This is a genomic window from Hymenobacter armeniacus, assembly GCF_014699055.1.
Classification (GTDB): domain Bacteria; phylum Bacteroidota; class Bacteroidia; order Cytophagales; family Hymenobacteraceae; genus Hymenobacter; species Hymenobacter armeniacus.
This window is the reverse complement of sequence record NZ_JACXAC010000003.1, coordinates 508454-528870: the sequence shown is the minus strand read 5'-3', so window position 1 is coordinate 528870 and position 20417 is coordinate 508454. Positions and strand designations below refer to the sequence as shown.

Below are 20417 nucleotides of genomic sequence, written 5' to 3'. Positions count from 1 at the left end.
AGAGTGAGGCGCCCAAGAGCCTCCCTATTCGCCCAAGGCCTTACGCCGGGGGACGGGCACGGCAAACGGTCGGCGTCCCTGGGCCAGCGGGCCGTTGAGCTGGCGGCTGCGACGGAGCTGGCCCTGCTGCAGCGCGTTCTGGCGCTCGATGAGCTGGGCCGGCTGCAGGTACCGCTCCTCGTTCTCGGGCAGGTTCTGACGGATATCGCCGAGGTCGGTGGCCAGGTCGATGCCGGTCACGGCCTTGTAGGCGTGGATGTAGCGCTGAATTTCCTCCCGCCAGTAGTGGGCCCAGTTGGCGGCGCTGGTGGCGCCCACGGTGGGGCTGTTCCAGGAGCCGTAGCGAATGCTGAGCAGCAGCTGCTCGCCAAACGCGCCCAGGTCGCGGAAGTGCGTGATGTTGGTCGGGTTCCAGCCCTGCAGGCTCTTCATGTTGTCGACGCGGTCCATCCAGGGCTCGGAATACGGCACCATGACGCGGCCGCCCAGGAACTCGCGCACCTCGGGCCGGGCCAGAATCCACTGCTGGGTCATCATCTCGGCGCGGGCCGTCCAGGGCAGGTCGCCGTACTGGTTGTGGGCGCCTTCGGCCAGCGTCAGGTGCACTTCGCGCAGGTGGTTGAGGATGGGGAAGCCGTCGGGAATCACCGTGGTGAAGTTGGCCTGCTGGTAGAACTCGGTGCAGGCGCGTAGCAGGCTGTGGAAGCCCCGCAGGAAGAAGGTGCGGTGCTCGGCCACGGCGATGTTCTGCACGCCGCGCCCAATCAGTCCAAAGCCGTACTCGTACTGGTATTCCAGGTTGCGGCGGTTCATGGTCAGGCGGTTACGCTCGTCCTCGATGTAGCCCCAAATGATGTTGTTCAGGGGCCGCAGCGGGTCGATGGCCAGGTTGGCCAGCGGGTCGGGGCCGGGGCCGGGCCGGCGCACGTTCTGGAAGCGCAGGCTCAGGGCGTTCATGGTTTGCACCAGGCCGCCTTCCTCGTGCCAATACGACCAAATCAGCTCCATGAGCGGAGGCGCCTCCACCCGCGACTTGAGGATGCCGTAGGTGAGCTGCCCGCTCTTGATGATGTCATCGGGCTCCTTCAGCGGCACTTCCTTCAGCCGCTCCCGAATGATGTCGAGGTAAGGCACCACCAGCGCCTTGCCTTCTTCGTCGCCGAGGTTTTTGAGGTATTCCTCGCGCATACGGTTCAGGTCGAAGGGCTTGCCGCCGGTGCGCTGCAGCTCGCTGGCGGCCCAGTGGGGGTCGGCGTCGCCGGGGGCGGCCACGGGCGCCAGGCCCACTTCCTGCATCAGGTAATACTCGGTGGCGTACTTGAGCACGGCGTAGGACGCGGCGCGGCTAAAGGGCAGCTGCCGCGACGACACATAGGCCCGCGCCTGCGCTCCCAGGGCCGAGCTGCGGTCGGTGAGCACGTTGTCGATGAAGTTGCAGTACCGGCTGAAGTTCAGCGTGCGGCGCCGGATGAGGCCCCACAGGTCCTGGTCGTCGCTGGCCTCGCGCTGGGCCTGAAACAACGTGACCGGCAGCGGCAAGGGCAGCGGCGTCACGGTGGGGCCGGGGTCGGGCGTGGGGGTCGTGTCAATCACCGTCACGTCGCCCACCGCCAGCCGGATGTCGTCGATTTCCAGCCCCGTCGGATACTCCTCGCCTTTCATGGGCTTGGCGCTCAGCAGGCGCCCGCGCACCGAGTAGCGGCCCGCGTCGCGCCAGTTGTTGAGCCGCCACATCGGGGCCACCACGTTGTTGGTGATGCTGAGCTTGCTGCGCACCGTTTGCAGGGGCGAGCAGAAGGGCAGCGGCGGGTCGTTGGGCTCGGGCGAGAGCGTGAGCTGCCGGTTGCTGACGGTGTAGTTGTAGCTCTGCTCCAGGCGTTCGCCGGGGTCGGCTTCCGACCAGAATTCCAGGGTGATGCTGCCGGCATTGGTCAGCAGCGTGGCCAGCGCGATATCACCCTCGGCCGACAAGGTCAATTCGAGTTCGGTGTCGTCGCCCACCCGGATTTTGGGCTTGGTGAACGACAGTTCGCCCCGCAGCGGAAACGCCGATTTGGAGGTTGAAGTAGTGGCTTCCATGATAAATTAAACAGTTTGAAGTGAAGGCGTTGGCACGGGCGCCGGGGCTACCGGCGCGGTGCAGTAGTTGCGGGCCCGGTTCAGGGCCCAGCGGTTGAGCATGTGCGAAAGCACGCGGGCCTCCTCGTTGGTGCTGATGCGGCCGTCGGCCTTGGCCTGGCCCACCACCGCAAACACCAGCGACGGGGCCACGTGCTCGCGCAGGTGGGGCTGCTGCTGCCAGGCTTCGAACAGGGCCCGCAGCTGGTCGGGCTGGCGCTCGGCCACCGGAAAAATGTCGGCCACCCGCTGCCCGCGCAGCGACTTGGGCCGGTGGTTGAGCACCAGCGCGGCAAACTCCGGCAGCGCGGTTTCGAGGCGGTGAATCAGGTCGCGCTTGTCGGCGCTCAGCTCGTCGGTGGGGTACAGCTCTTCCCACTGCCGGCCCAGGGCCGCCCACTGCGGGTGCGGAAACAGCACTTCCCCCAGCGCCAGGCTGATTTTCACCCGAATCCAGGGGAACGGGTGCGGGCCGTCGGTGCCGATGCGGAACACGAAGTAGCTCGGCAAACTCACCACGCTCAGCAACCCGTAGGTGGCCGTGATGCCCAGGTGACCCATGGCCCAGCAGTCCGACAAAATCTCGTTCAGCCAGCGGCTGAACAGCTGCCACGGCAGGGCGTTTTCGCGGTCGCCCGCGGCGATGCGCTGCTCAATGGCCTGCTTGAGCGAGGTGGTCAGGTCCAGCAGCTCGGAGCCCTGGTGGCCCACTTCGTGAATGAGCGAGGACGCAATGCCCGACCCAATGAGGCGCTCCCGCGGAATCTGAATCACGCCCACCGGGCTCAGGTCGCCGCCCGGCAGACGGGTGCGCGCCCGCCGGATGGCCGCCCCGTGCCCGCGCTCCAGGTAGCACACCAGCGGCGGGGCCGCGTAGTAGTTACCGGGCAGGCACAGGGCGTCCTCGGCCAGCACGTCGAGCCCGGCCACCCAGGTGCCGGTGCCGTGCTCGGAGCGCTGACCCAGCACGTCGGCAAAGATGTCGACCTGGTCGAGCAGGTTGTTGAAGCGCATCTTCAGCAGCACGTAGCGGGCCTGGGTGTTGGCGGCGCTTAGCCGGCGGCTTTCGGGGCTGCGCAGCCAGCGCACAAACTCCCGCAGCCGGCGGCGCAGGTCGAAAGCGACGTGCGCCAGGTGCGCGTTGATGGCCGCCTGCGCCGGTGCCGACACGGCCGCCGCCAGCACCATGGGCGTGCTCAGCGAGAACGAGCGCACCGTTTGGAGGCGCCCGAACAGGGCCAGCGTTTCATTCACCAGAAACCGGGTATCGGCGGCGGTTCGCATGAGCAGTTGCGGTTAGAAAAACGGTAGAGGACAAGGGCGTTGATTCCCACTGGCTTTGCTTACAGCTGAATGATGAGCGTGCTGCCGCGGCGCGTCCACGTGCCGCGCGTGGTGCCTTGCTCGCCCATGCCGTTGGCATCGGGCCCGTCGTAGCCCGAGGGGTCGTAGCCGTTGGTGGCCGGAGCCGGGCCAAAGCCATTGCCTTGGCCGTAGTCGTTGGAGGCGAAGCCGGGGCCCGGCACGCCGGGGCGACGGAAACCGCCGGCCCCCGGGCGCTGGAAGCCCGGCTGGGGCCGACGGCTGCCAGCGCGCTGGCCGGGCCGGGCGCCCATGGAGCGGAACGTGCCGTTGGGGTTGCGGGGCCGCAGCAGGCCGGGGGCGTGCTGGCGGGCCGCGCCCGAGAGGGCTTGCCGCACCACGGCCGCCATGGGCGCCCCGCGGCGCTGGGCGTGCAGGCTAGCCGCCCGGTTGGCCGCCGAATTGGCGAAGCGCACGTAGGCGCGGGCCACTTCAAACTCCTGGTCTTCGGGGCTCAGGCCTTCCAGCTCCAGTTCGAAGAGGTTGCTGGCGGCCGAGCCCAGCTTGTTGCCAATCATGCCCCCCAGCGGCCCGCCAAAGAAGGTGCCCAGCGCGCCGCCCGCAATGGGCAGGGCCTTCTTGGCCACGGTTTTGAGCACGCCGCCGATGGCGCGGCCCACGCCCGACTTGGCAAAGTTGCCAATGGCCTTGCCCGCGCCTTTGATGAGCTTACCGAGGAACTGGTTCAGCTCCTGCTCGTTGCTCACTTCCAGCAGCTCGTGGGCCAGCTCCATTTCCATGGTTTCGTTCAGCTCGCCGCTGTACTCGTGGCTGTATTCGTTGCTGAACTCCTGGCTGTACTCGTTGGCGTATTCGCCGCTCATTTCGAACGACTCACCCTGAGTCTCACCGCTGGTTTCGCCCAGGTATTCGGGGTTGAACTCAAAGGTTTCCATGGAGTGCCCGCCGGCTTCCAGTTCCTGGCCGATGGCTTGCTCAAATTCCTGAGAAAATTCGTTGTTGTACATGACATTGGGGGTAAAGTGAAGGGTGTGAGAATTAGTGGGGGAGATAGGGAGGTAGGGAGGCGGGTGAGATGGGGAGGTGGGGAGGAGGGCGGGCATTTCCAGATTCTTCACTCCCCTGCTCCCTACCTCCCCCACTTCCCTTTCCCCTTGGCTTACAGGCCGTAGAGGACCACCACGCCGTCGCGGCGCTCCCAGCGGCCGCAGTTGGCGCGCCGGGCGGGCCCGCTGAGCTGCAGGCTGCCGTTGAGCAGGCCGGGGGCGTAGTAGGGCGCGGTGGCGGTGAGCACCTGCCGGCCCAGGGCGCCGGGGCGCAGGCGGGGGTTGCGGCGCAGGGCGCGGTTGGCGCGCCGGGCCACATCGGAGGCAAAGCGCACGTAGGCGCGGGCTATTTCCTGCTCCTGGCTTTCGGGGCTGAGGGCTTCGAGCTCCAGGCCGAACACCTTTTTGGCGTTGTCGGCCAGGAAATTGCCGGCCTGGGTGCCCACCCAATTGCCGGCCGCCGAGCCCGCGTAGCCGCCGGCCTTGCTGCCGGCCCACTGCCCGGCCCGGGCGCCCACGGGCCCCAGCCGGCCGCCCAGCGCCGCACCGGCCCGCCCGCCCAGGGCAGCGCCGGCCTGCCCGCCGTACTGGCCGGCCAGCTGCGGCAGGGTTTTCTTGCCGAAATCGACGAGGTAGCGGCCCACGCTCTGCCCGGCCGGCGACTGCGCCAGCTGCGAGGCCGCGCCCGCCACCTTGCTCACCAGGCTGCCTAGAAACTGGTTCAGCTCCTGCTCGTTGCTCACTTCCAGCAGTTCGCCCACCAGCTCTTCTTCCAGGTTTACCTCGAAGTTCTCGTTGCTGAATTCGCCGCTGAATTCGCCGCTGAACTCGTGGCCGAACTCGCCTTCAAACTCCTGGTTCGCTTCCTGTTCGTATTCGAATTCCTGGCCCAGCTCATGGCCGTACTCGCCAGTGGTTTCGTAGTTCTCGTATTCGCTGTTGGTGGCTACCCCGGACTCAAATTCCTGCAGGGTGCGGTCGATGTTGTGCATGGTTGACAAGGGAAAGAATTGAGAGATGCCTCCCCTGTTTTCAATCCCGGTGCCAAGTGTGCCAGGGCCGTTTCCAGCCCCTGGGGCGGGGTGCGCCCGAAATAAATTTCGCCAACACGCAAAAGGCCGGGATTTCGCGAAAACGATTTCGCGAAATCCTGGCCGCTACAACCGATGCCTTTCCGGCGCGGCCTTGCCGCCCGCAAGCAGCTTGCCAGCCGCCGGCGCCTACTTCACAATCACCAGCTCCACGCGCCGATTGAGGCGGCGGGTTTCTTCGCGGTCGTTGCTGTATTTGGGGCGCGAGCCGCCGTAGCCCACCGTGCTGATGCGCTTCTCATCCACGCCCCGGCCCACGAGGTAGCGCTTCACCTCGGCCACCCGGTCTTCGGAAAGCTGCTGGTTTTTGTCGGCCGGGGGCTCGTTGGAGGTGTGGCCTTCGAGGCGGATTTCGGTGCCGGGGCTGGCCTGCAAGGCAATGGCCAGGCGGTTGAGCTCGGCGTAGGCGGTGCCCAGCAGCGTGGCTTTGCCCTGGGCAAACAAGATGGTGGTCAGGTCCAGCTTCGAGCCCACGGCGGCGGGCAGCAGCAGCAAGTCGCGCCGCGGCGAGCCGCTGATGCTCACTGTGTCGCCCACCGTCAGGAAGCCGCCGCCCGTGGCCGTGAGGTAGTAGCGGCCCGGCAGCAACGACAGCTGGTAGCCGCCCGTGTTGTCGGATTTGTGGGTGGCGTTGTATTGCACACCCGCCTTGTTGGCCAGCAGGTTGGCTTTCACGATGGCGCCCGGCACGGGCTGCTTGGTGCGGGCATCCAGCACGCGCCCGCTCAGGTAGGCCCGCACCGAGGGGTCGGGCGCGGCGGCTACCGGCGCGGCGGGCACCGAGTCGGCAGGCGTGGCGCGGCCCGTGCGCCAGATGTCGCTGGTGGCGTTGGGCGCGGGCGACGACGAATAGTAGGCCGTTTTGCCGTCGGGCGTAAGGCTGAAGTAGGCATTGAAGCCGGGGCCGTTCAGGGCCGGGCCCAGGTTGCGGGGCTCGCTCCACTTGGCCCAGCTGTCGTCGAGGCGCTGGCTCACGAAAATGTCGGCCGAGCCGTAGCCCATGTGGCCGTACGACGCGAAATACAGCGTTTTGCCATCGGGCGCCAGCCAGGGCGCGAAGTCGAAACCCGGCGAGTTCAGCACCGGCCCCAGGCTGGTGGGCTCGGTGAAGCCGCCCTTGCCGTCGGACCGGCTCACGTAAAGGTCATTGCCGCCTTCGGAGTCGCCGCGCTCCAGCGACAGCAGCAGGATGTTGCCGTCGCTGCTCACGAAATAGCCCGCCCCGGGCACGGCGGTGTAGAAATTGGCAATGGGCGCCGGCGTGGGCCGGTTGCCTTTGCTGGCCCCGCCGGTGGCCGCGCCGCGCGCAATCTGGCTCAAGCCCTCGTCCCGAAACCCGTTGGCATCGTAGGTGCCGCGCACGTAGAGCGTGCCGCCATCGGGGCCCACGGTGGCTACGATTTCGTTGTTTTGGGCCGTGTTGATGGCGTCGAGGCGAGTGGCCGCGCCCCACGTTCGGCCGTTGTCGGCACTCTGGCTCAGCCAGGCGTCGCCCGAATCGGTGTTGCCTTCGGTGTTGCCGGCAAACTTGGTGCGGGCAAAGTACAGGGTCTTGCCGTCGGGGCTCAGCAGCGGGTGCAGCTCGTTGCCGGGCGTGTTCAAGCCCCCGCCCAAGGGCTTGGGCGCGCCAAACGGCGAGGGGCCCTCCAGCACGTTCAGGCGCAGCCGAAACAGGCGCCACTGCTGGCTGGCCCGGCCGTTGCCTTTTTGGGCCACCACGGGCGTGCCGTTGAACTTGTCGGAAGCCGCAAGCGCCGCCACGCGGCTTTCGCTGCGGTTTTCGAGCTGGAAGCTGCCGGCGGGGCCGGCCGGTACCAGGCGCCACTGCTGCTGCTCGCCCCCCTGAAACGGGCGCTGCACCAGGGCCATGTTTTCGCCGGGCTTGTCGGCCGTCAGGCAGAGGTTGCTGTGGCGCGCCTCAATGCGGTAGTACTCGCTGCCCGTGCGGATGGGCACAAAGCGCCACTGCTGGCTGCTGGCGTGGGTGAACTCCCACTGCACGGCGGCCGCGCCGCTGCTGGTGCTGGCGCTGGCAATGTCGAGGCAGCGGCCGCTGCCGCGGTCTATCAGGCCGTAGTAAGCCCGCTCATCGGGCACGAAAGAGGTTTGGGCGTGGGCAAAAACAGGCAGCAGCAATAACAACGACAGCAATCGAAACATCAGCGGGGGCGCCGAAAGGGGCGCGTGGGTGCATAACGCAAAAGAACGCCTAAATGATGGGATGGGCGGAAAATGAGAGCAGCGGAATGGCCGGCACGGTATCCGGCTGCTCCCCCGCTTACCGCGCCCTCCCCTCACGCCAGCAGCTTGTGCTTGATGGCGTATTGAATCAACCCGATAACCGATTTGCAGCTGGTTTTGGTGAGGATGTTTTTGCGGTGGGTTTCCACGGTGCGCTCCGAGATGAAGAGGGCACGGGCAATGTCCTGGTTGGTGTTTTCCTCGGCCACCAGGCGCAGAATTTCCCGCTCGCGGGCGGTGAGTTCGGCCACCGGGGCAGCATTGGGCCGCTGGTCCGGCACGTCCAGGTGCTGCAGCAGGGTCTGGCCCACTTCCTGGCTGAAGTGGGTGCGCCCAGCGGCCACGTTGGCAATGGCGGCGCTGAGCTCGGCCTTGGTGGTGTTTTTCAGGAGGTAGCCCGCGCCGCCGGCTGCGAGCACTTCCATCACCGAGGCGTGGTCGTGAAACATGCTCAGGGCCAGCACCCGCACCGCCGGAAACGCCGCCCGAATATGCCGCGTAAGCTCGACGCCGCTCATTTGCGGCATGTTGAGGTCCACGAGGGCCACCTCAATGCCGGGGTGCTCGCGCAGGCGGCGCAACGCTTCCAATCCGGAGCTGGCCTGGGCCACCACGCGCACGGCGGCGTCGGCTTTGAGCAGAGTTTTGAGGCCTTCAATCACCATTTGGTGGTCGTCGACCAGTAGCACGGCGGTGCGGGACGGGGCGGCGGGGGCGTGGCTCATAGTCGGTTCCTTGCAGAGAATGAGAGAAAGTGACGATGGTACTGCGCGACGGCGATTTCAGCATGGTCCGCCCTCCTTACCCAATTCGAGTGGACAGGCCTGAATATACAGATTCAAACATACTCAAACATTGACCCGGTATGCAACAATTTGGTCTAAGAATTTTACCAAACTACACATGACCAGTGGCAATCCCTGGGCCACGGCAGTGCCTTGCCTGGGAGCGACGTCGAAATCGGCCCGGCCCACCAGATAAGCCATGCGGCTTTCGAGGTTTTTGAGCCTGCTGCCTTCTTCGCCCAGCGCGACCGGGTCGAAGCCCACGCCGTTGTCTTCCACCGGCACGGGTTGAAGTGCGTGAGGCGCCTCTTCATCCTGGGCCGAAGTAACCAGCTTGTGCCCATCCTCCTTACTTCAAGAGACACAAGCCAAAATGCTCCGCTACCCAAAAGGCCCAACATAACAGAGCCGCTAGGTAAAGCAATTATGCCCTGCTTAGCGGCTCCTATTTCTGACTTACAGAAAGCCTTTCGTTCTATGCTTTAGCTAATGCTACTGCCCGTACTTGCTGCGGAATTTCTTTTCCAGATAGGTTTGCTTGCTGTCGAGCGAAATGCTGCGGCCGTCGATGAAGGCGCGCGACACGGCGTTGGTGCGCATGTCGAGCAGGTCGCCCTTGCTGAGCACCAGCGTGGCGCTCTTGCCGGTTTCCAGCGTGCCGTAGTCTTTGTCGACGCCCATAATCTGGGCCGGCGTGAGGGTGACGGCCGTCAGGGCCTGCTCTTTGGTCAGGCCGAAGTTGACGGCCGTGCCGGCAATGAACGCCAGGTTGCGCGAGCCCGCGGTTTCCTGGTCGCCCTGGTAATCAAGGCAAAAGCGCACGCCGGCGGCTTGCAGCTGCGCCGGCAGCTTGTAGGGCTGGTCGTAGTCGTCGGCGTCGCGCCGGGGCAGGGCGTGTATGCGCGACACCACCACGCTCACGTCGTTCTGCTTCAGAAAGTCGAGCACCATCCAGGCGTCGCGGGCCCCCACCACGGCCACTTTCTGCGCCCCCAGGCGCTTGGCAAAGCGCACGGCTTCGATGATTTCCTTGCCGTAGTCGGCGTGCAGGTATAAGGTCTTGGACCCGTCAAAAATCCCAGCCAGCGACGCCAGGCGCAGGTTTTCCTTGCGGCCGGCGGGCAGTTGGCGGTAGGCGTTGGCTTCGCCAAAGAGCTGCTCCAGGTCGCGCAGCTGCGTTTCGCGGGCCTTCTGGCGCTTGTCCAGCGCGGCGGCGTCTTCGTTGGGATTGTTGCGAAACACCATGGCGGGCCAGGTCAGGTGCTGGCCGTCGTCGGCGCGTACCACAGCATCCTGCCAGTTCCAGGCGTCGAGCTGCACCACACTGCTTTGGCCGGCCAGCAGGCCGCCGCGGGGCGTGGGCTGGGCCAGCAGCACGCCGTTGATGCGCACGGTGGGCAGAATGTCGGAGTCGGTGTTGTAGGCGATGAGGGCGCGCACGTTGGGGTTCAGCATACCCACTTCTTCCTCGTCCACGGTGGCCCGAATGGATTCTACTTCGGTGAGGCCCAGGGTGGTATTGGGCAAAATCAGCCCCGGATACAGCTGCTGCCCGGTGGCGTCGATGGTCTCGTAGCCGCCTTTGTCTGCGGTGAAGCCGGCAGCCGGGCCGGCGTAGGTCAGGCGGCCTTTGTCGAAAGCCACCGCGGCGTTGGGCACCACGGTGCCGTTGCCCACGTGCAGCGTGGCCCCGGTGATGAGCACGGGCTTGCTCTGCGGCGGCGTGGGCATGGGCACCTGGGCCAGGGTGGCACAGGCGGTGCTAACTAAAGCAAGCGTGAGTAAAATGCGCATGGGTTCTTATTTAGCCAGTTCTTTTTCTTCGCCTATTGTGTCGCAGTGCCACAGACCCCGGGCTTTGCCCGGGGCGGCCTGGGTGGGGGCGCCGCCTTGCTTGGCGGTCAGCATGGCTTGCACCAGCCGCTGCCGCTCCTTCTGCATGTCGGCGCGCAGGGCGGCGTCGGCCGCCAGGCTGAACATTTCGCGGCCGTCGACGAAGGTGTACTCCGGGTGGGCGTAGATGCTGAGCGGGTTGTCGGACCACAGCACCACGTCGGCGTCCTTGCCTTCCTTGATGGAGCCCATCCGGGCGTCGAGGTGCAGCATTTTGGCCGGGTTGATGGTGACCAGGCGCAGGGCTTCTTCCTCGGTGAGGCCGCCGTATTTCACCGTTTTGGCGGCTTCCTGGTTGAGGCGACGGCTCATTTCGGCGTCGTCGGAATTGATGGCCACGTTCAGGCCGGCCCGCGTCATGATGGCGGCGTTGTACGGGATGGCGTCCTTCACCTCGTTCTTGTAGGCCCACCAGTCCGAAAACGTGCTGGCGTTGGCGCCGTGGGCTTTCATCTTGTCGGCCACCTTGTAGCCCTCCAGAATGTGCGTGAAGGTGTTCACCTTGAAGCCCAGGCGGTCGGCCACGTTCAGCAGCATGTTGATTTCGCTTTGCACGTAGCTGTGGCAGGTGATGAAGCGCTGCCGGTTCAGGATTTCGACCAGCGCCTCCAGTTCCAGGTCGCGGCGCGGCGCTTCGCCCTTCTTTTGCTTGCCTTTGCCGAGCTTGTTCCAGGCTTTCCACTCCTGCTCGTATTCCTTGGCCCGGGTGAAGGCATCCACAAACACCTGCTCGGTGCCCATGCGGGTTTGCGGGAAGCGCAGCACGTTCAGCTCGCCCCAGTTGCTTTGCTTCACGTTTTCGCCCAGGGCAAACTTGATGAAGCCCGGCGCCTCGCCGATTTTCATGTCTTCGGGCGTGGCGCCCCAGCGCATTTTCACCAGCGCCGACTGCCCGCCGATGGGGTTGGCCGAGCCGTGCAGCAACTGCGCGGCCACCACCCCGCCGGCCAGGTCGCGGTAAATGCCCACGTCTTCGTTATCAACGACATCGCCGATGCGCACCTCGCTGGTCACGGCCTGCGTGCCCTCGTTCACGCCGCCCGAAATGGCCAGGTGCGAGTGCTCGTCGATGATGCCCGGCGCCAGGTGCTTGCCCGTGCCGTCGATGCTGCGGCCGCCCTTGGGCAGGCTCAGGTTTTTGCCAATCTTCGTGATTTTGCCGTTTTCCAGCAGCACGTCGGTGTTTTCCAGCTTGCCAGCGGCTTCGCTGGTCCACACCGTGGCGTTCTTGATGAGCGTGGGCTGCTGGCTGGGCACGGCCGCGCGGCCATAGGCGGCAAAGGGGAAAATGACGTTGCCGAGCACCGGCGGCGGCACCACCTTGGCCGAGTCGCGCTTGGCGGCGCGGGTAGCTTCTTCCAGCCGGGCGGCCCGCCACTTCACCGGGGTGCCGTCGGCCAGCAGGCCGTCGCCCTGAAACACGCGGCCTTCCTGCGTGTAGTAGCCGCTCAGACGCACGGAGCCTTCGGCGGCGGGGGCGGCGCCGGCTTCGGGCTTTTTCTTGCTCTTAGGGCCGAACACCACCGTGGCCAGGTCGCTGGTGACCGTGAGGTTGCCGCGCAGGGTGTCGCCGGCCGTGGGCACAATTTTCAGCTCCGGCGCTTCGGGCTTGCCCTGAATCAGGAAGCGGCCCTCGGGCTGGCTCCCGATGTTGAGGCTGTACACGCCGCGGTAGTCGGCGGGCACGGTGCTGAGCTGGTACCGCTCGCCCTGCACCCAGTTGTCGAGCAGCACGTTGTCGTCGGCCAGCAAATGAGCCGAGCACACGATGAAATTGGCTTCCATGCCCGGCTTAAGGGCGCCGATGCGGTCCTGGGCGCGCAGCAGGCGCGCGGGGGTGTCGGTCAGGGCCTGCAGGGCGGCGGTTTCGCTCAGGCCGTACTGGCCTGCTTTGCGCAGGTTGGGCAGGAATTTCTTTTTGTCCTTGAGGTCGGCCGTGGTGAGCACGAAGGGCACACCGGCCTGGCTGAGGCGGGCGGCGTTGGCGGGCGCCAGCTCCCAGTGCTTCAGGTCTTCGAGCGGAATGCGCAAGGCGTCGTACACGTCGGCCACGTCGTAGGCATCCGGGAAGTTGAGCGGCAGCACGAAGGCCGCGCCCGTCTTTTTCAGGTCGTCGAGGCGCTGGTATTCATCGCCCCGCCCCTTGATGATGTACTGCTGGCCGGCCTCGTCGCCCAGCTTGTCGGCCCGCAGCGCCGAAAGCTTGTCGCTCACCTGGAAAATGGCCGGCAGGGCCTTTTGCTGGCTCAGCGCCTGCAGCGACAGGTTGCGCTCGCGCCCAGGGCTGCGCTGGTTCCATTGGGCGTCGAGGTAGGTTTGGCGCAGCAGCGCGATGCTGCCCATGAGCGAGCCCGGGTAGTCTTGGGTGCTGCTGCCCTTGTCAAAGGATAAGCCCGACGCCGCACGTTCGAGCAGCATCACCTCCTGCTCGCGCCGATTGGTGTTCAAACTCACCAGCGCCGCCGTGCCGCGCATGATGCCGTCGGCCTGCTGCGTGAGCACCGCCCCGAAGCCCAGCGCCCGGTAGGCGGTGGCCTGGTCGTTGTTGATTTTGAACTGCTCGGCGGCGTTTACTTCCGGGTGAATGGCCTGGTTCCAGCTGTAGGCCCCGGTTTTCTGGCTGTCGAACTGCGGCCCCGCGCGCCGGCCCTGGCGCGGCGCGGCGGGTATTTCGGGCACGCCGTAGCTCGTGTACACATCCACAAAGCCGGGGTAGATGAACTTGCCGCGCACGTCCTGCACCACGGCCCCGGCCGGAATTTTCACCGCACCAGCCGGGCCGGCGGCCACCACTTTCCCGTCCCGAATCAGCAGCGTGGCGTCGCTGATTTTGGTTTTGTAATCGGTAAAAAGCGTGGCGTGGGTAAAGGCGAATACCCCCGGCCGCTGGTCGTACACGCCGTTGCGCGGGAAGGTGCCGGGCTGGGCCGCGGCCGCGGTGCCCAGCATGGCCAGCACCGCCACCAGCGGCAGCGGTTGGTAAGAGTTTTTCATGCAGATGGAAAAAGGGATTTGAGATTTTGGCGGGAATCACCCGGCATCTTTCCCAATATTTCATCAAATGTAGTCCTTTGTGCCGTGCGCTGGCAACGGTGCAGCCCAAATGAAAGTAAGAATAGTTTTAAGGGGCTTCTCCCATCCTTTCTTCCACTTTTCCACTCCTTCTAGTAGGTATGCGCAAAGGCACCAAAGTCACCTGGAAATACGGCACCGGCTCGGCCACGGGCAAGATAGAATCGGTGCACAAAGAGCCCATCAGCCGCACCATCAAGGGCTCAGAAATTCACCGCAACGGCTCGGCCGACGACCCGGCCCTGGTCATCGTGCAGGAAAACGGCGACCGGGTGCTCAAGCTCAAAAGCGAGGTAAAAGCCGCCAGCTGAGTAGACCGGGCGGCAGCAGATTATATAATATTATAACTATATTACAGGCACACCACCTCCTGCGCCTGTGAACTCTCCTGTCCCATTGCCGGCCGCGCCGCTGGCCGAAACCAACCGCGCCGAGCTCCTGGACGCCCTGCGCGGCTTCGCGCTCTGCGGCGTGTGCCTGGCCAATCTTTTCACGGGCTTCGCGGCCTGGAACGAGCCCGGCGGGCCGCCCGCCGCCCAGCTGCCCACCGCCGCCACCGACCCAGCCGCCGCTTTCCTCATCCGCGCACTGGTCGATGGCAAGTTCTACTCCTTGTTTTCGCTGCTGTTTGGCGTGGGCTTCGCCGTGCAGCTGCACAGCGCCACCGCCAGGGGCGACACGCAGCTGCTGACGTACCGGCGGCGCCTGTGGGTGCTGTTGGGCATCGGGCTGATGCACTTGCTGTTCGTCTGGCCCGGCGACATTCTGGCGTTCTACGCGCTGGTGGGGCTGCTGCTGGTGCGGCTGCGCCACCTGCCCGACCGGGCCATTGGCCGCTGGGCCGCGGGCCTGCTGCTGCTGCCGGTGCCGCTGTGGGCGGTGTTCTGGTTGGGCGGCGGCTGGCAGGCGCTGGTGCCCCTCACGCCAGCGGCGCCCTTCTACGCCGTGGCCCAGGCCCTCGACCGGCCGCTGCACATCACCTCCTTCTACCAAGTGGTGGCCAACTCCGACTGGGGCTTTTTTTGGAAGGCCATGCGGTCGGGCTTCTTCTACCGGGCCGGCGACCTGCTCTTTCAGTGGCGCATTTGCAAGGTGCTGGCCATGTTTCTGCTGGGGCTGTGGGTGGGCCGGCACCAGGTGTTCCGGCAGCTCGATGCCTACCGGCCCCTGTTGCGGCGCGTGGCCCTGGGCGGGCTGGCCCTGGGCCTGGCCGCCAACCTGCTCAACGCCTACCTCAACCACGGCCGCGAATACAACCTGGGGCAGGCACCCGGCCTCTGGTTTGCTGTGCTGTATGCGCTGGGCGTGGGGCCGTTGGCGCTGGGCTACGCCGCCACGTTTGCGCTGGCCTGGCGGCGGCCGGGTGCCCGGCTGGTACTGCGCCAGCTGGCCCCGTTGGGCCGCATGGCCCTGACCTGCTACCTCAGCCAGAGCCTTATTGGCAGCTTTCTCTTCTATGGCCTGGGCTTGGGCTGGGCCGGCAAAGTGGGCCCCACGCTGCTGTGGCATTTGGCCGCGGGCATTGTGGGTAGCCAGCTATTGTTCTGCCGCTGGTGGCTGCAGCGCTACCAGTTTGGGCCCGCCGAGTGGCTCTGGCGCAGCCTCAGCTACCGGCGGGCCCAGCCTCTGCGCCGCGCGGCCGCGCTGGCGGTGACTGCCGCGGCTTAGGGCGGGTTGTGAGATTCAGCAAGATTGGGTGGGAAGGCGCTTAGGGCCCGGGCCGTGCAACCCCGGCTACTCCATTAGCGCCGCAAAACGGCCCCGCGGCCTGCTTCGTCGCCGTCGGCCACCACGGGCACGCCGTTGAGCACGAAGCGGCGGCGCGTGTTCTGGCCGCAGTTGCAGCAACCATCGCCACTGCCGCCCCCAATCTGCAACTCAATGTTGCTCAGGTCATACGTCCGGTTGGCAGCAGGGAGCACGAAGCGGAAGCTGTAGCTCTCCAGATTGTAGGGGGCGGGTATCGAAACTACTGTCGGCCAGGGCAAAGTGCGCAGCGTGACACCGCCAGTGTAGAAATTGGGCCCGCCGCGCACTAGCCGCACGGTATCAACCGGCCGGGCAAAACCCGGCGCCACGTAGCGCACCGAGTAGCTCCCGGCCAGGTCGGCCTTGCGGAAGCCACCGTGCAGGCTGTCGCCGTCTATGTAAACGGAGATGTTGTCGATAGAGACATCGCACGGCGAGCAATAGACGCCGGCGCATTTGTCGCCGCAGCCGCTCAGGAGCGTACCAAGCACGGTTAGCGCAACGGCGCTGACGGCGGCCAGAAGGTGAGCGTTTTTCATCGGAAGGCTAGGGACGGACCACGGCAGACTGACCGCCTACCGGCCAGATTGGTTGCTTAAGGATACTAAAAAAAATCCCCGCCAGTGAGTACCGGCGGGGGTTTCATTAGGTGGACCAACAAGCAGATTACAGGTTGTTCGGGTCGGGCTTAATGAAGGCTTCTTCCTCCATTTCGGTGGGCACCACCACCACGCCCTTCTGCAGCATGGAGTTGCGCTTGCCGTAGAGGAAGTACACGATGAAGCCCAGCAGCATCCAGCCTACGGCTACTTTCAGCGTGAACGAATCGAGGCCGACGATGAGCAGCGTGCACACCAGCGCGCCCATGATGGGCACCAGCGGGAAGCTGGGCGACGAGAGCGGCGCGCGGAAAGGCCGCGGCTGGTCGGGGTCGGAGCGGCGCATAATCCACACGCCGATGCTTACCAGCACGAAGGCCAGCAGCGTGCCAAACGAGGTAAGGTCGCCGGCCAGCGAGCCGGGCACGAAAGCCGCAAACAAGCCCACGAACACCATCAGCATCAGGTTCGACTTATAAGGAGTGTTGAACTTGGGGTGCAGCTCCGAAAACGCCTTGGGCATCAGGCCGTCTTTGGCCATGGAGAAGAACACGCGGCTCTGGCCCATGAGCATCACCAGAATTACCGAGGTGAAGCCGAGCAGGATGCCCACCGTGACGCCCGTGGCCAGCCAGCCGTAGCCGGGCATGTGCGCCCGGATGGCGTAGGCCACCGAGGCCTCGCCGCCCAGGGCCGGGTCGGCAAACTCGCGCCAGCTGGCCACACCCGTCAGCACGTGGCCGAACAGGATGTACAGCACCGTGCAGATGGCCAACGAGCCCAGAATGCCAATGGGCATGTCGCGCTTGGGGTTGCGCGCTTCCTGCGCCGCCGTGCTCACGGCATCGAAGCCGATGAAGGCAAAGAACACAATGCCGGCGCCGCCGATGATGCCGCCCAGGCCGTGCTTGAAGAAGCCTTCGTAGGTGCGCACCGTTTCGCCGGCCGCGTTTTTCACCACGGCATCGGCCGGAATGAGGTAGGGCGTGTGGTTGGCCGAGTTGATGAACTGCCAGCCCACGGCGATGAACACCACCACGATGAGCACCTTCAGCACCACGATGATGGCGTTGAACAGCGCCGACTCCTGCGTGCCTTTCACCAGCAGCAGGCTGAGCATCACGATGATGAACAGCGCCGGCAGGTTGACGATGCCGTGCTGCTCCACGTTGTTGATGACGGCGTGCTCGAAGGGCGAGTGGCTTAAACTATACGGTATACTGGTGTGGAAAACCTCCAGGAGCTTGTTGAGGTATTCGCTCCAGGCAATGCTGACGGTGGCCGCGCCCAGGGCATATTCCATCACGAGGGCCCAGCCGATGACCCAGGCCACAAACTCGCCCATGGTGGTGTAGGCGTAGGTGTAGGCCGAGCCGGCAATGGGAATCATGGCCGCGAACTCGGCGTAGCACAGGCCCGCAAACACGCAGCCAAACGCCGCCAGAATGAAAGCCAGCGTGACGCCCGGCCCGGAGGCCTGCGCGGCAGCCGCGGCGGTGCGCACAAACAGGCCCGCCCCGATGATGGCGCCCACGCCCAGGGCCACGAGGTTGCCGGCGCCCAGCGTGCGCTGCAGGGTGCCGTGTCCGGAAGCATTGGCCTCGCCCAGAAGCACGGACAGGGGTTTTTTGGCGAAAATACTTGCCATGTGTTAGATGTAAAGGAGGAAGAAGTGTGAAATAAAGGGTTCGGTAAGCGGGATGGTCCGACGCCATTTGCCCGGGTTTGATTCCCAAAAACAGCGGCGGGCCCGAAATATAGGCAGCAAATTGGCTCCGAATGGGAGCCGCCCGCCGGGGCCATTGGCGCGGCCGGGCTTCCGCCGTTGCCCGGGCGCGCTTAAACCCACCGGGCGCCGCGGCATCCAACGCCCGTGTTTCACCCCTCATCACTCCCGTTTATGAAAAGAATCCTTGTGTTGCTCGCCCTTTCGCTCGCCGCCGCCGGCGCGGCTTCGGCCCAAGCCCCTGCCGGCACGGCCGCCGCGCAGGCCTCGCCCGAGCAGCAGGCCCAGCGCCGCACCCAGTACCTCGCCAAAGAGTTGGGCCTCAGCGCCGACCAGCAGGCCAAGTTGCAGCCCATCTTGCTGGCCCAGCGCCAAGACATGCTGGCCATGCGCGAGAAGGTGCAAACCGGCGGCCGCCAGCGCGGCATGGGCCAGGAACTGAAAGCCGCCCAGGCCAAATACACCGAGCAGATTAAAGCCGTGCTCACGCCCGAGCAGTTTGCCAAATTCGACCAGATGAAAGACGAGGCCCGCGACAAGATGCGCGAGCGCCGGGCCAGCGGCCAGGGCCGGTAGGTAGGACGGTAAGCTCCCCGGTTTTGGTCTGGAAAAAGCGCCTGCTTATCGATACAAGCCGGCGCTACAAACCAAGGTCCGGCACTTGGCATACTGCTTGCAAACACCCTAGCAAGCGGATGAACCCCGCTTCCCCTCTCCCTTATTCCCTTCCTTCCTTCTGTTAAAAATCATGAAAAAGACCCTGATGTTGCTTGCTGCTCTGGCCTTTGCCACCGCCGGCACCAGCTTTGCCCAAACCGCTCCCGCCGCTACTACCAAGGTGAAAATGCACCACGGCAAAGGCGGCCACCAAGACCCCGCTAAAAAAGCCGACCACAAAGCCGCCAAAATGGCCAAAGAGCTTGGCCTCAGCGCCGACCAGGAAGCCAAAGTGGAGCAGCTGATGCTGGCCCGCCAGCAGGAAACCGCCGCCCTCAAAACCAAGTACGCCGCCAACAAAACCGCCGGGCGCGCCGAAATGAAAGCCTCGCACGAGAAATTCACCGCGCAGCTCAAAAGCATCCTCACGCCGGAGCAATACGCCAAGTTTGACAAGCTGAAGGACGAGCACCGCGGCCACGGCAAGATGCAGGGCGGCAAAACCAAGGTGAAGGCCAAAGCGTAATCGCCCACTTGCAACAAACGTAAAAAAGCCCCTGCTTAATAAGCAGGGGCTTTTTTACGTTTGTTTATTACTGATATGCTCAGTGCACCACTGAAATTCTCTGCGTTGTGGTCACTCCCGTGGTCTTCTTGATGGTGATGAAGTAGAGGCCCGCGGGGGCGGCCGAAAAATCAAGCTCGCCAGACATGTTGCTGAATGCCTGCACCCGGCCCGTGGCATCATATACCCTCACGGCGCTTCCTTCGCTGCCGGGCAATTGAACGCGCCCAGTGGTCGGATTAGGATATGCCAAGGCATTGCTGGCGGCGGTTGCTTTGGTTGCCAGTGGCGCGCCGGCATAACGAAGGATTACATCTGCTCCGGGGAAGCTTGGACGAGGAGAGTATGTAGGGCCAACGGTTGACCAAAGTTGTTCGTCGGCACTTAAAGCCAAATCTTCAATGGGAAAGTTTTCAACTTTTCGGGTTTGCCAGGTCACCCCATCGTCAGACGAAGTAGATATCGTGCTTATCCCTTGTCGGAATGAGGAAGAAACATAGGTGCTTGATGACCCGGGCTTCGTAGTTAAGATATATACTCCATCAGGCAACGTAGTCACGATGGGTGACCAGGTAATTCCTCCATCTGTGGTGCGGGCCATAGCACTGGTTCCGCTGAAAGCCAATCCGTTGAAAGTATCCCGGAACGCAATTCCACGCAAGGCAGCCCCTAGTCCAGTGTCGGAATAGGCCCAGGTCATGCCACCGTCCAGCGTTTGCAGCGAGTTGCCGTTCGTGAGGGCCAACCACAGGCATGAACCTTTGGCTGTTTTGGCCACTATCGTGGCTCCCCCCGCTGGTACCGGCAGAGCCGTTGGCAGGGCCGTCCAGGTAACGCCCGCGTCGCTGCTGCGGTAAATTTGCCAGGTAGTGCCGCTGTTGCCGAGGGCAGCGGCAACCCCCGTGGTGGCGTCAAAAAAATGTATTCTTTGAAACAGAGCCGGCAGCACGGCGCATACAGTTACAAAATGAGGATTTGAAGTAGTATTAGGACCATTTGTAGTCCTTGTCAAGATGGCCGTATTATTCGGCGAAACGGGGCCTATCGTCGCGTATGAGAGCGACCAGGCCGTATTGTTGTCAAGGATGGAAGAGTCCACTGGCCTTCTACCATTGAAGCTTCCACCCCAGCCTTCGGTATACTCACGCTGCCATGTTTGCCCATTGTCGAGCGTGCGAATGAACCCACCCTCATAGCTACGAGAAGAGCTGTTGATGAAGACGCCCCACAAAACGCCCGGACCGAGGGCCACTATTTTCCTTACCTCGAACCAATCATAATTATTCTTAGGCGCATTGGGCATGGTTACCCAGGTCTGCGCATTGGTTTGTTCAGGCAGAGCTACACTCATAAGTAACGTCATTACCACCAACAGGTTGCGCAGTACAAGATTAGGTCTCATTTGAATATAGGAAAAAGTGGAAGGCAGGTAAATGTAAGTAGCTCCGACCAATTTAAGGCAAATAGCTTAACCGGCTGTCGCGTGCTGGACCTGCTTATAAATAATTGTTTAACTAAACTGCGAAACGGTGACAATAGCGTAAAACAATGT

16 protein-coding genes are annotated in these 20417 nt (G+C 64.3%); 4 read left to right on the top strand and 12 right to left on the bottom strand.

Annotated features, from left to right (window positions below; all coding sequences use genetic code 11):
• Nucleotides 1-24: 24 nt before the first annotated feature.
• The 9 genes from IC234_RS10500 to IC234_RS10460 form a co-directional block, all read right to left on the bottom strand.
• Complete coding sequence (locus IC234_RS10500) at nt 25-2079, bottom strand: hypothetical protein (RefSeq protein ID WP_190924243.1); 2055 nt, start codon at nt 2077-2079, stop codon at nt 25-27.
• A gap of 6 nt (nt 2080-2085) precedes the next feature.
• Nucleotides 2086-3402, bottom strand: coding sequence for a hypothetical protein (locus IC234_RS10495; protein WP_190924240.1), 1317 nt, complete (start codon nt 3400-3402; stop codon nt 2086-2088).
• A gap of 59 nt (nt 3403-3461) precedes the next feature.
• Nucleotides 3462-4448, bottom strand: a complete 987-nt coding sequence (locus IC234_RS10490; RefSeq protein ID WP_190924238.1) for a hypothetical protein — start codon at nt 4446-4448, stop codon at nt 3462-3464.
• Between the two features lie 152 nt (nt 4449-4600).
• A complete protein-coding gene (locus tag IC234_RS10485; protein WP_190924236.1) occupies nt 4601-5479 on the bottom strand; it encodes a hypothetical protein in 879 nt (292 codons plus the stop codon).
• Between the two features lie 228 nt (nt 5480-5707).
• A complete protein-coding gene (locus IC234_RS10480) occupies nt 5708-7738 on the bottom strand; it encodes an RICIN domain-containing protein (RefSeq protein ID WP_190924233.1) in 2031 nt (676 codons plus the stop codon).
• A gap of 134 nt (nt 7739-7872) precedes the next feature.
• Nucleotides 7873-8544, bottom strand: a complete 672-nt coding sequence (locus IC234_RS10475; protein ID WP_190924232.1) for a response regulator — start codon at nt 8542-8544, stop codon at nt 7873-7875.
• A 123-nt stretch (nt 8545-8667) separates the two neighbouring features.
• The gene (locus IC234_RS10470; RefSeq protein WP_190924229.1) at nt 8668-8889 is read right to left on the bottom strand and encodes a hypothetical protein; all 222 of its coding nucleotides are present in this window, start codon (nt 8887-8889) and stop codon (nt 8668-8670) included.
• A 207-nt stretch (nt 8890-9096) separates the two neighbouring features.
• The gene (locus IC234_RS10465) at nt 9097-10398 is read right to left on the bottom strand and encodes an amidohydrolase family protein (protein WP_190924227.1); all 1302 of its coding nucleotides are present in this window, start codon (nt 10396-10398) and stop codon (nt 9097-9099) included.
• Nucleotides 10399-10404: 6 nt separating this feature from the next.
• Complete coding sequence (locus tag IC234_RS10460; RefSeq protein WP_223827599.1) at nt 10405-13491, bottom strand: amidohydrolase family protein; 3087 nt, start codon at nt 13489-13491, stop codon at nt 10405-10407.
• 179 nt (nt 13492-13670) lie between these two features.
• Between IC234_RS10460 and IC234_RS10455 the strand changes: the two genes are divergently transcribed.
• Together IC234_RS10455 and IC234_RS22175 are read left to right on the top strand one after the other, a co-directional pair.
• A complete protein-coding gene (locus IC234_RS10455) occupies nt 13671-13880 on the top strand; it encodes a hypervirulence associated TUDOR domain-containing protein (protein WP_190924225.1) in 210 nt (69 codons plus the stop codon).
• Between the two features lie 67 nt (nt 13881-13947).
• Nucleotides 13948-15237, top strand: coding sequence for a DUF418 domain-containing protein (locus IC234_RS22175; protein ID WP_190924223.1), 1290 nt, complete (start codon nt 13948-13950; stop codon nt 15235-15237).
• 74 nt (nt 15238-15311) lie between these two features.
• Here IC234_RS22175 and IC234_RS10445 read toward each other — a convergent pair whose 3' ends face one another.
• Together IC234_RS10445 and IC234_RS10440 are read right to left on the bottom strand one after the other, a co-directional pair.
• The gene (locus IC234_RS10445; RefSeq protein WP_190924221.1) at nt 15312-15857 is read right to left on the bottom strand and encodes a hypothetical protein; all 546 of its coding nucleotides are present in this window, start codon (nt 15855-15857) and stop codon (nt 15312-15314) included.
• Nucleotides 15858-15984: 127 nt separating this feature from the next.
• The gene (locus IC234_RS10440; RefSeq protein ID WP_190924218.1) at nt 15985-17565 is read right to left on the bottom strand and encodes an amino acid permease; all 1581 of its coding nucleotides are present in this window, start codon (nt 17563-17565) and stop codon (nt 15985-15987) included.
• 252 nt (nt 17566-17817) lie between these two features.
• Here IC234_RS10440 and IC234_RS10435 point away from each other — a divergent pair, with 252 nt between their 5' ends.
• Together IC234_RS10435 and IC234_RS10430 are read left to right on the top strand one after the other, a co-directional pair.
• Nucleotides 17818-18219, top strand: a complete 402-nt coding sequence (locus IC234_RS10435; RefSeq protein WP_190924216.1) for a hypothetical protein — start codon at nt 17818-17820, stop codon at nt 18217-18219.
• A 172-nt stretch (nt 18220-18391) separates the two neighbouring features.
• A complete protein-coding gene (locus IC234_RS10430; RefSeq protein WP_190924214.1) occupies nt 18392-18826 on the top strand; it encodes a hypothetical protein in 435 nt (144 codons plus the stop codon).
• A 79-nt stretch (nt 18827-18905) separates the two neighbouring features.
• Here IC234_RS10430 and IC234_RS10425 read toward each other — a convergent pair whose 3' ends face one another.
• On the bottom strand, nt 18906-20267 hold the full coding sequence (locus IC234_RS10425; RefSeq protein ID WP_190924212.1) for a T9SS type A sorting domain-containing protein: 1362 nt from the start codon (nt 20265-20267) through the stop codon (nt 18906-18908).
• Nucleotides 20268-20417 lie beyond the last annotated feature (150 nt).

Excerpts from the sequence above, each read along its gene's own strand:
- IC234_RS10485 (WP_190924236.1), bottom strand. The coding sequence starts at position 5,479 with ATGCACAACATCGACCGCACCCTGCAGGAATTTGAGTCCGGGGTAGCC.
- IC234_RS10460 (WP_223827599.1), bottom strand. The coding sequence starts at position 13,491 with ATGAAAAACTCTTACCAACCGCTGCCGCTGGTGGCGGTGCTGGCCATG.
- IC234_RS10445 (WP_190924221.1), bottom strand. The coding sequence starts at position 15,857 with ATGAAAAACGCTCACCTTCTGGCCGCCGTCAGCGCCGTTGCGCTAACC.
- IC234_RS10430 (WP_190924214.1), top strand. The coding sequence starts at position 18,392 with ATGAAAAAGACCCTGATGTTGCTTGCTGCTCTGGCCTTTGCCACCGCC.
- IC234_RS10465 (WP_190924227.1), bottom strand. The coding sequence starts at position 10,398 with ATGCGCATTTTACTCACGCTTGCTTTAGTTAGCACCGCCTGTGCCACC.
- IC234_RS10490 (WP_190924238.1), bottom strand. The coding sequence starts at position 4,448 with ATGTACAACAACGAATTTTCTCAGGAATTTGAGCAAGCCATCGGCCAG.
- IC234_RS10455 (WP_190924225.1), top strand. The coding sequence starts at position 13,671 with ATGCGCAAAGGCACCAAAGTCACCTGGAAATACGGCACCGGCTCGGCC.
- IC234_RS10495 (WP_190924240.1), bottom strand. The coding sequence starts at position 3,402 with ATGCGAACCGCCGCCGATACCCGGTTTCTGGTGAATGAAACGCTGGCC.
- IC234_RS10475 (WP_190924232.1), bottom strand. The coding sequence starts at position 8,544 with ATGAGCCACGCCCCCGCCGCCCCGTCCCGCACCGCCGTGCTACTGGTC.
- IC234_RS10500 (WP_190924243.1), bottom strand. The coding sequence starts at position 2,079 with ATGGAAGCCACTACTTCAACCTCCAAATCGGCGTTTCCGCTGCGGGGC.
- IC234_RS10435 (WP_190924216.1), top strand. The coding sequence starts at position 17,818 with ATGAAAAGAATCCTTGTGTTGCTCGCCCTTTCGCTCGCCGCCGCCGGC.
- IC234_RS10440 (WP_190924218.1), bottom strand. The coding sequence starts at position 17,565 with ATGGCAAGTATTTTCGCCAAAAAACCCCTGTCCGTGCTTCTGGGCGAG.
- IC234_RS10425 (WP_190924212.1), bottom strand. The coding sequence starts at position 20,267 with ATGAGACCTAATCTTGTACTGCGCAACCTGTTGGTGGTAATGACGTTA.
- IC234_RS10480 (WP_190924233.1), bottom strand. The coding sequence starts at position 7,738 with ATGTTTCGATTGCTGTCGTTGTTATTGCTGCTGCCTGTTTTTGCCCAC.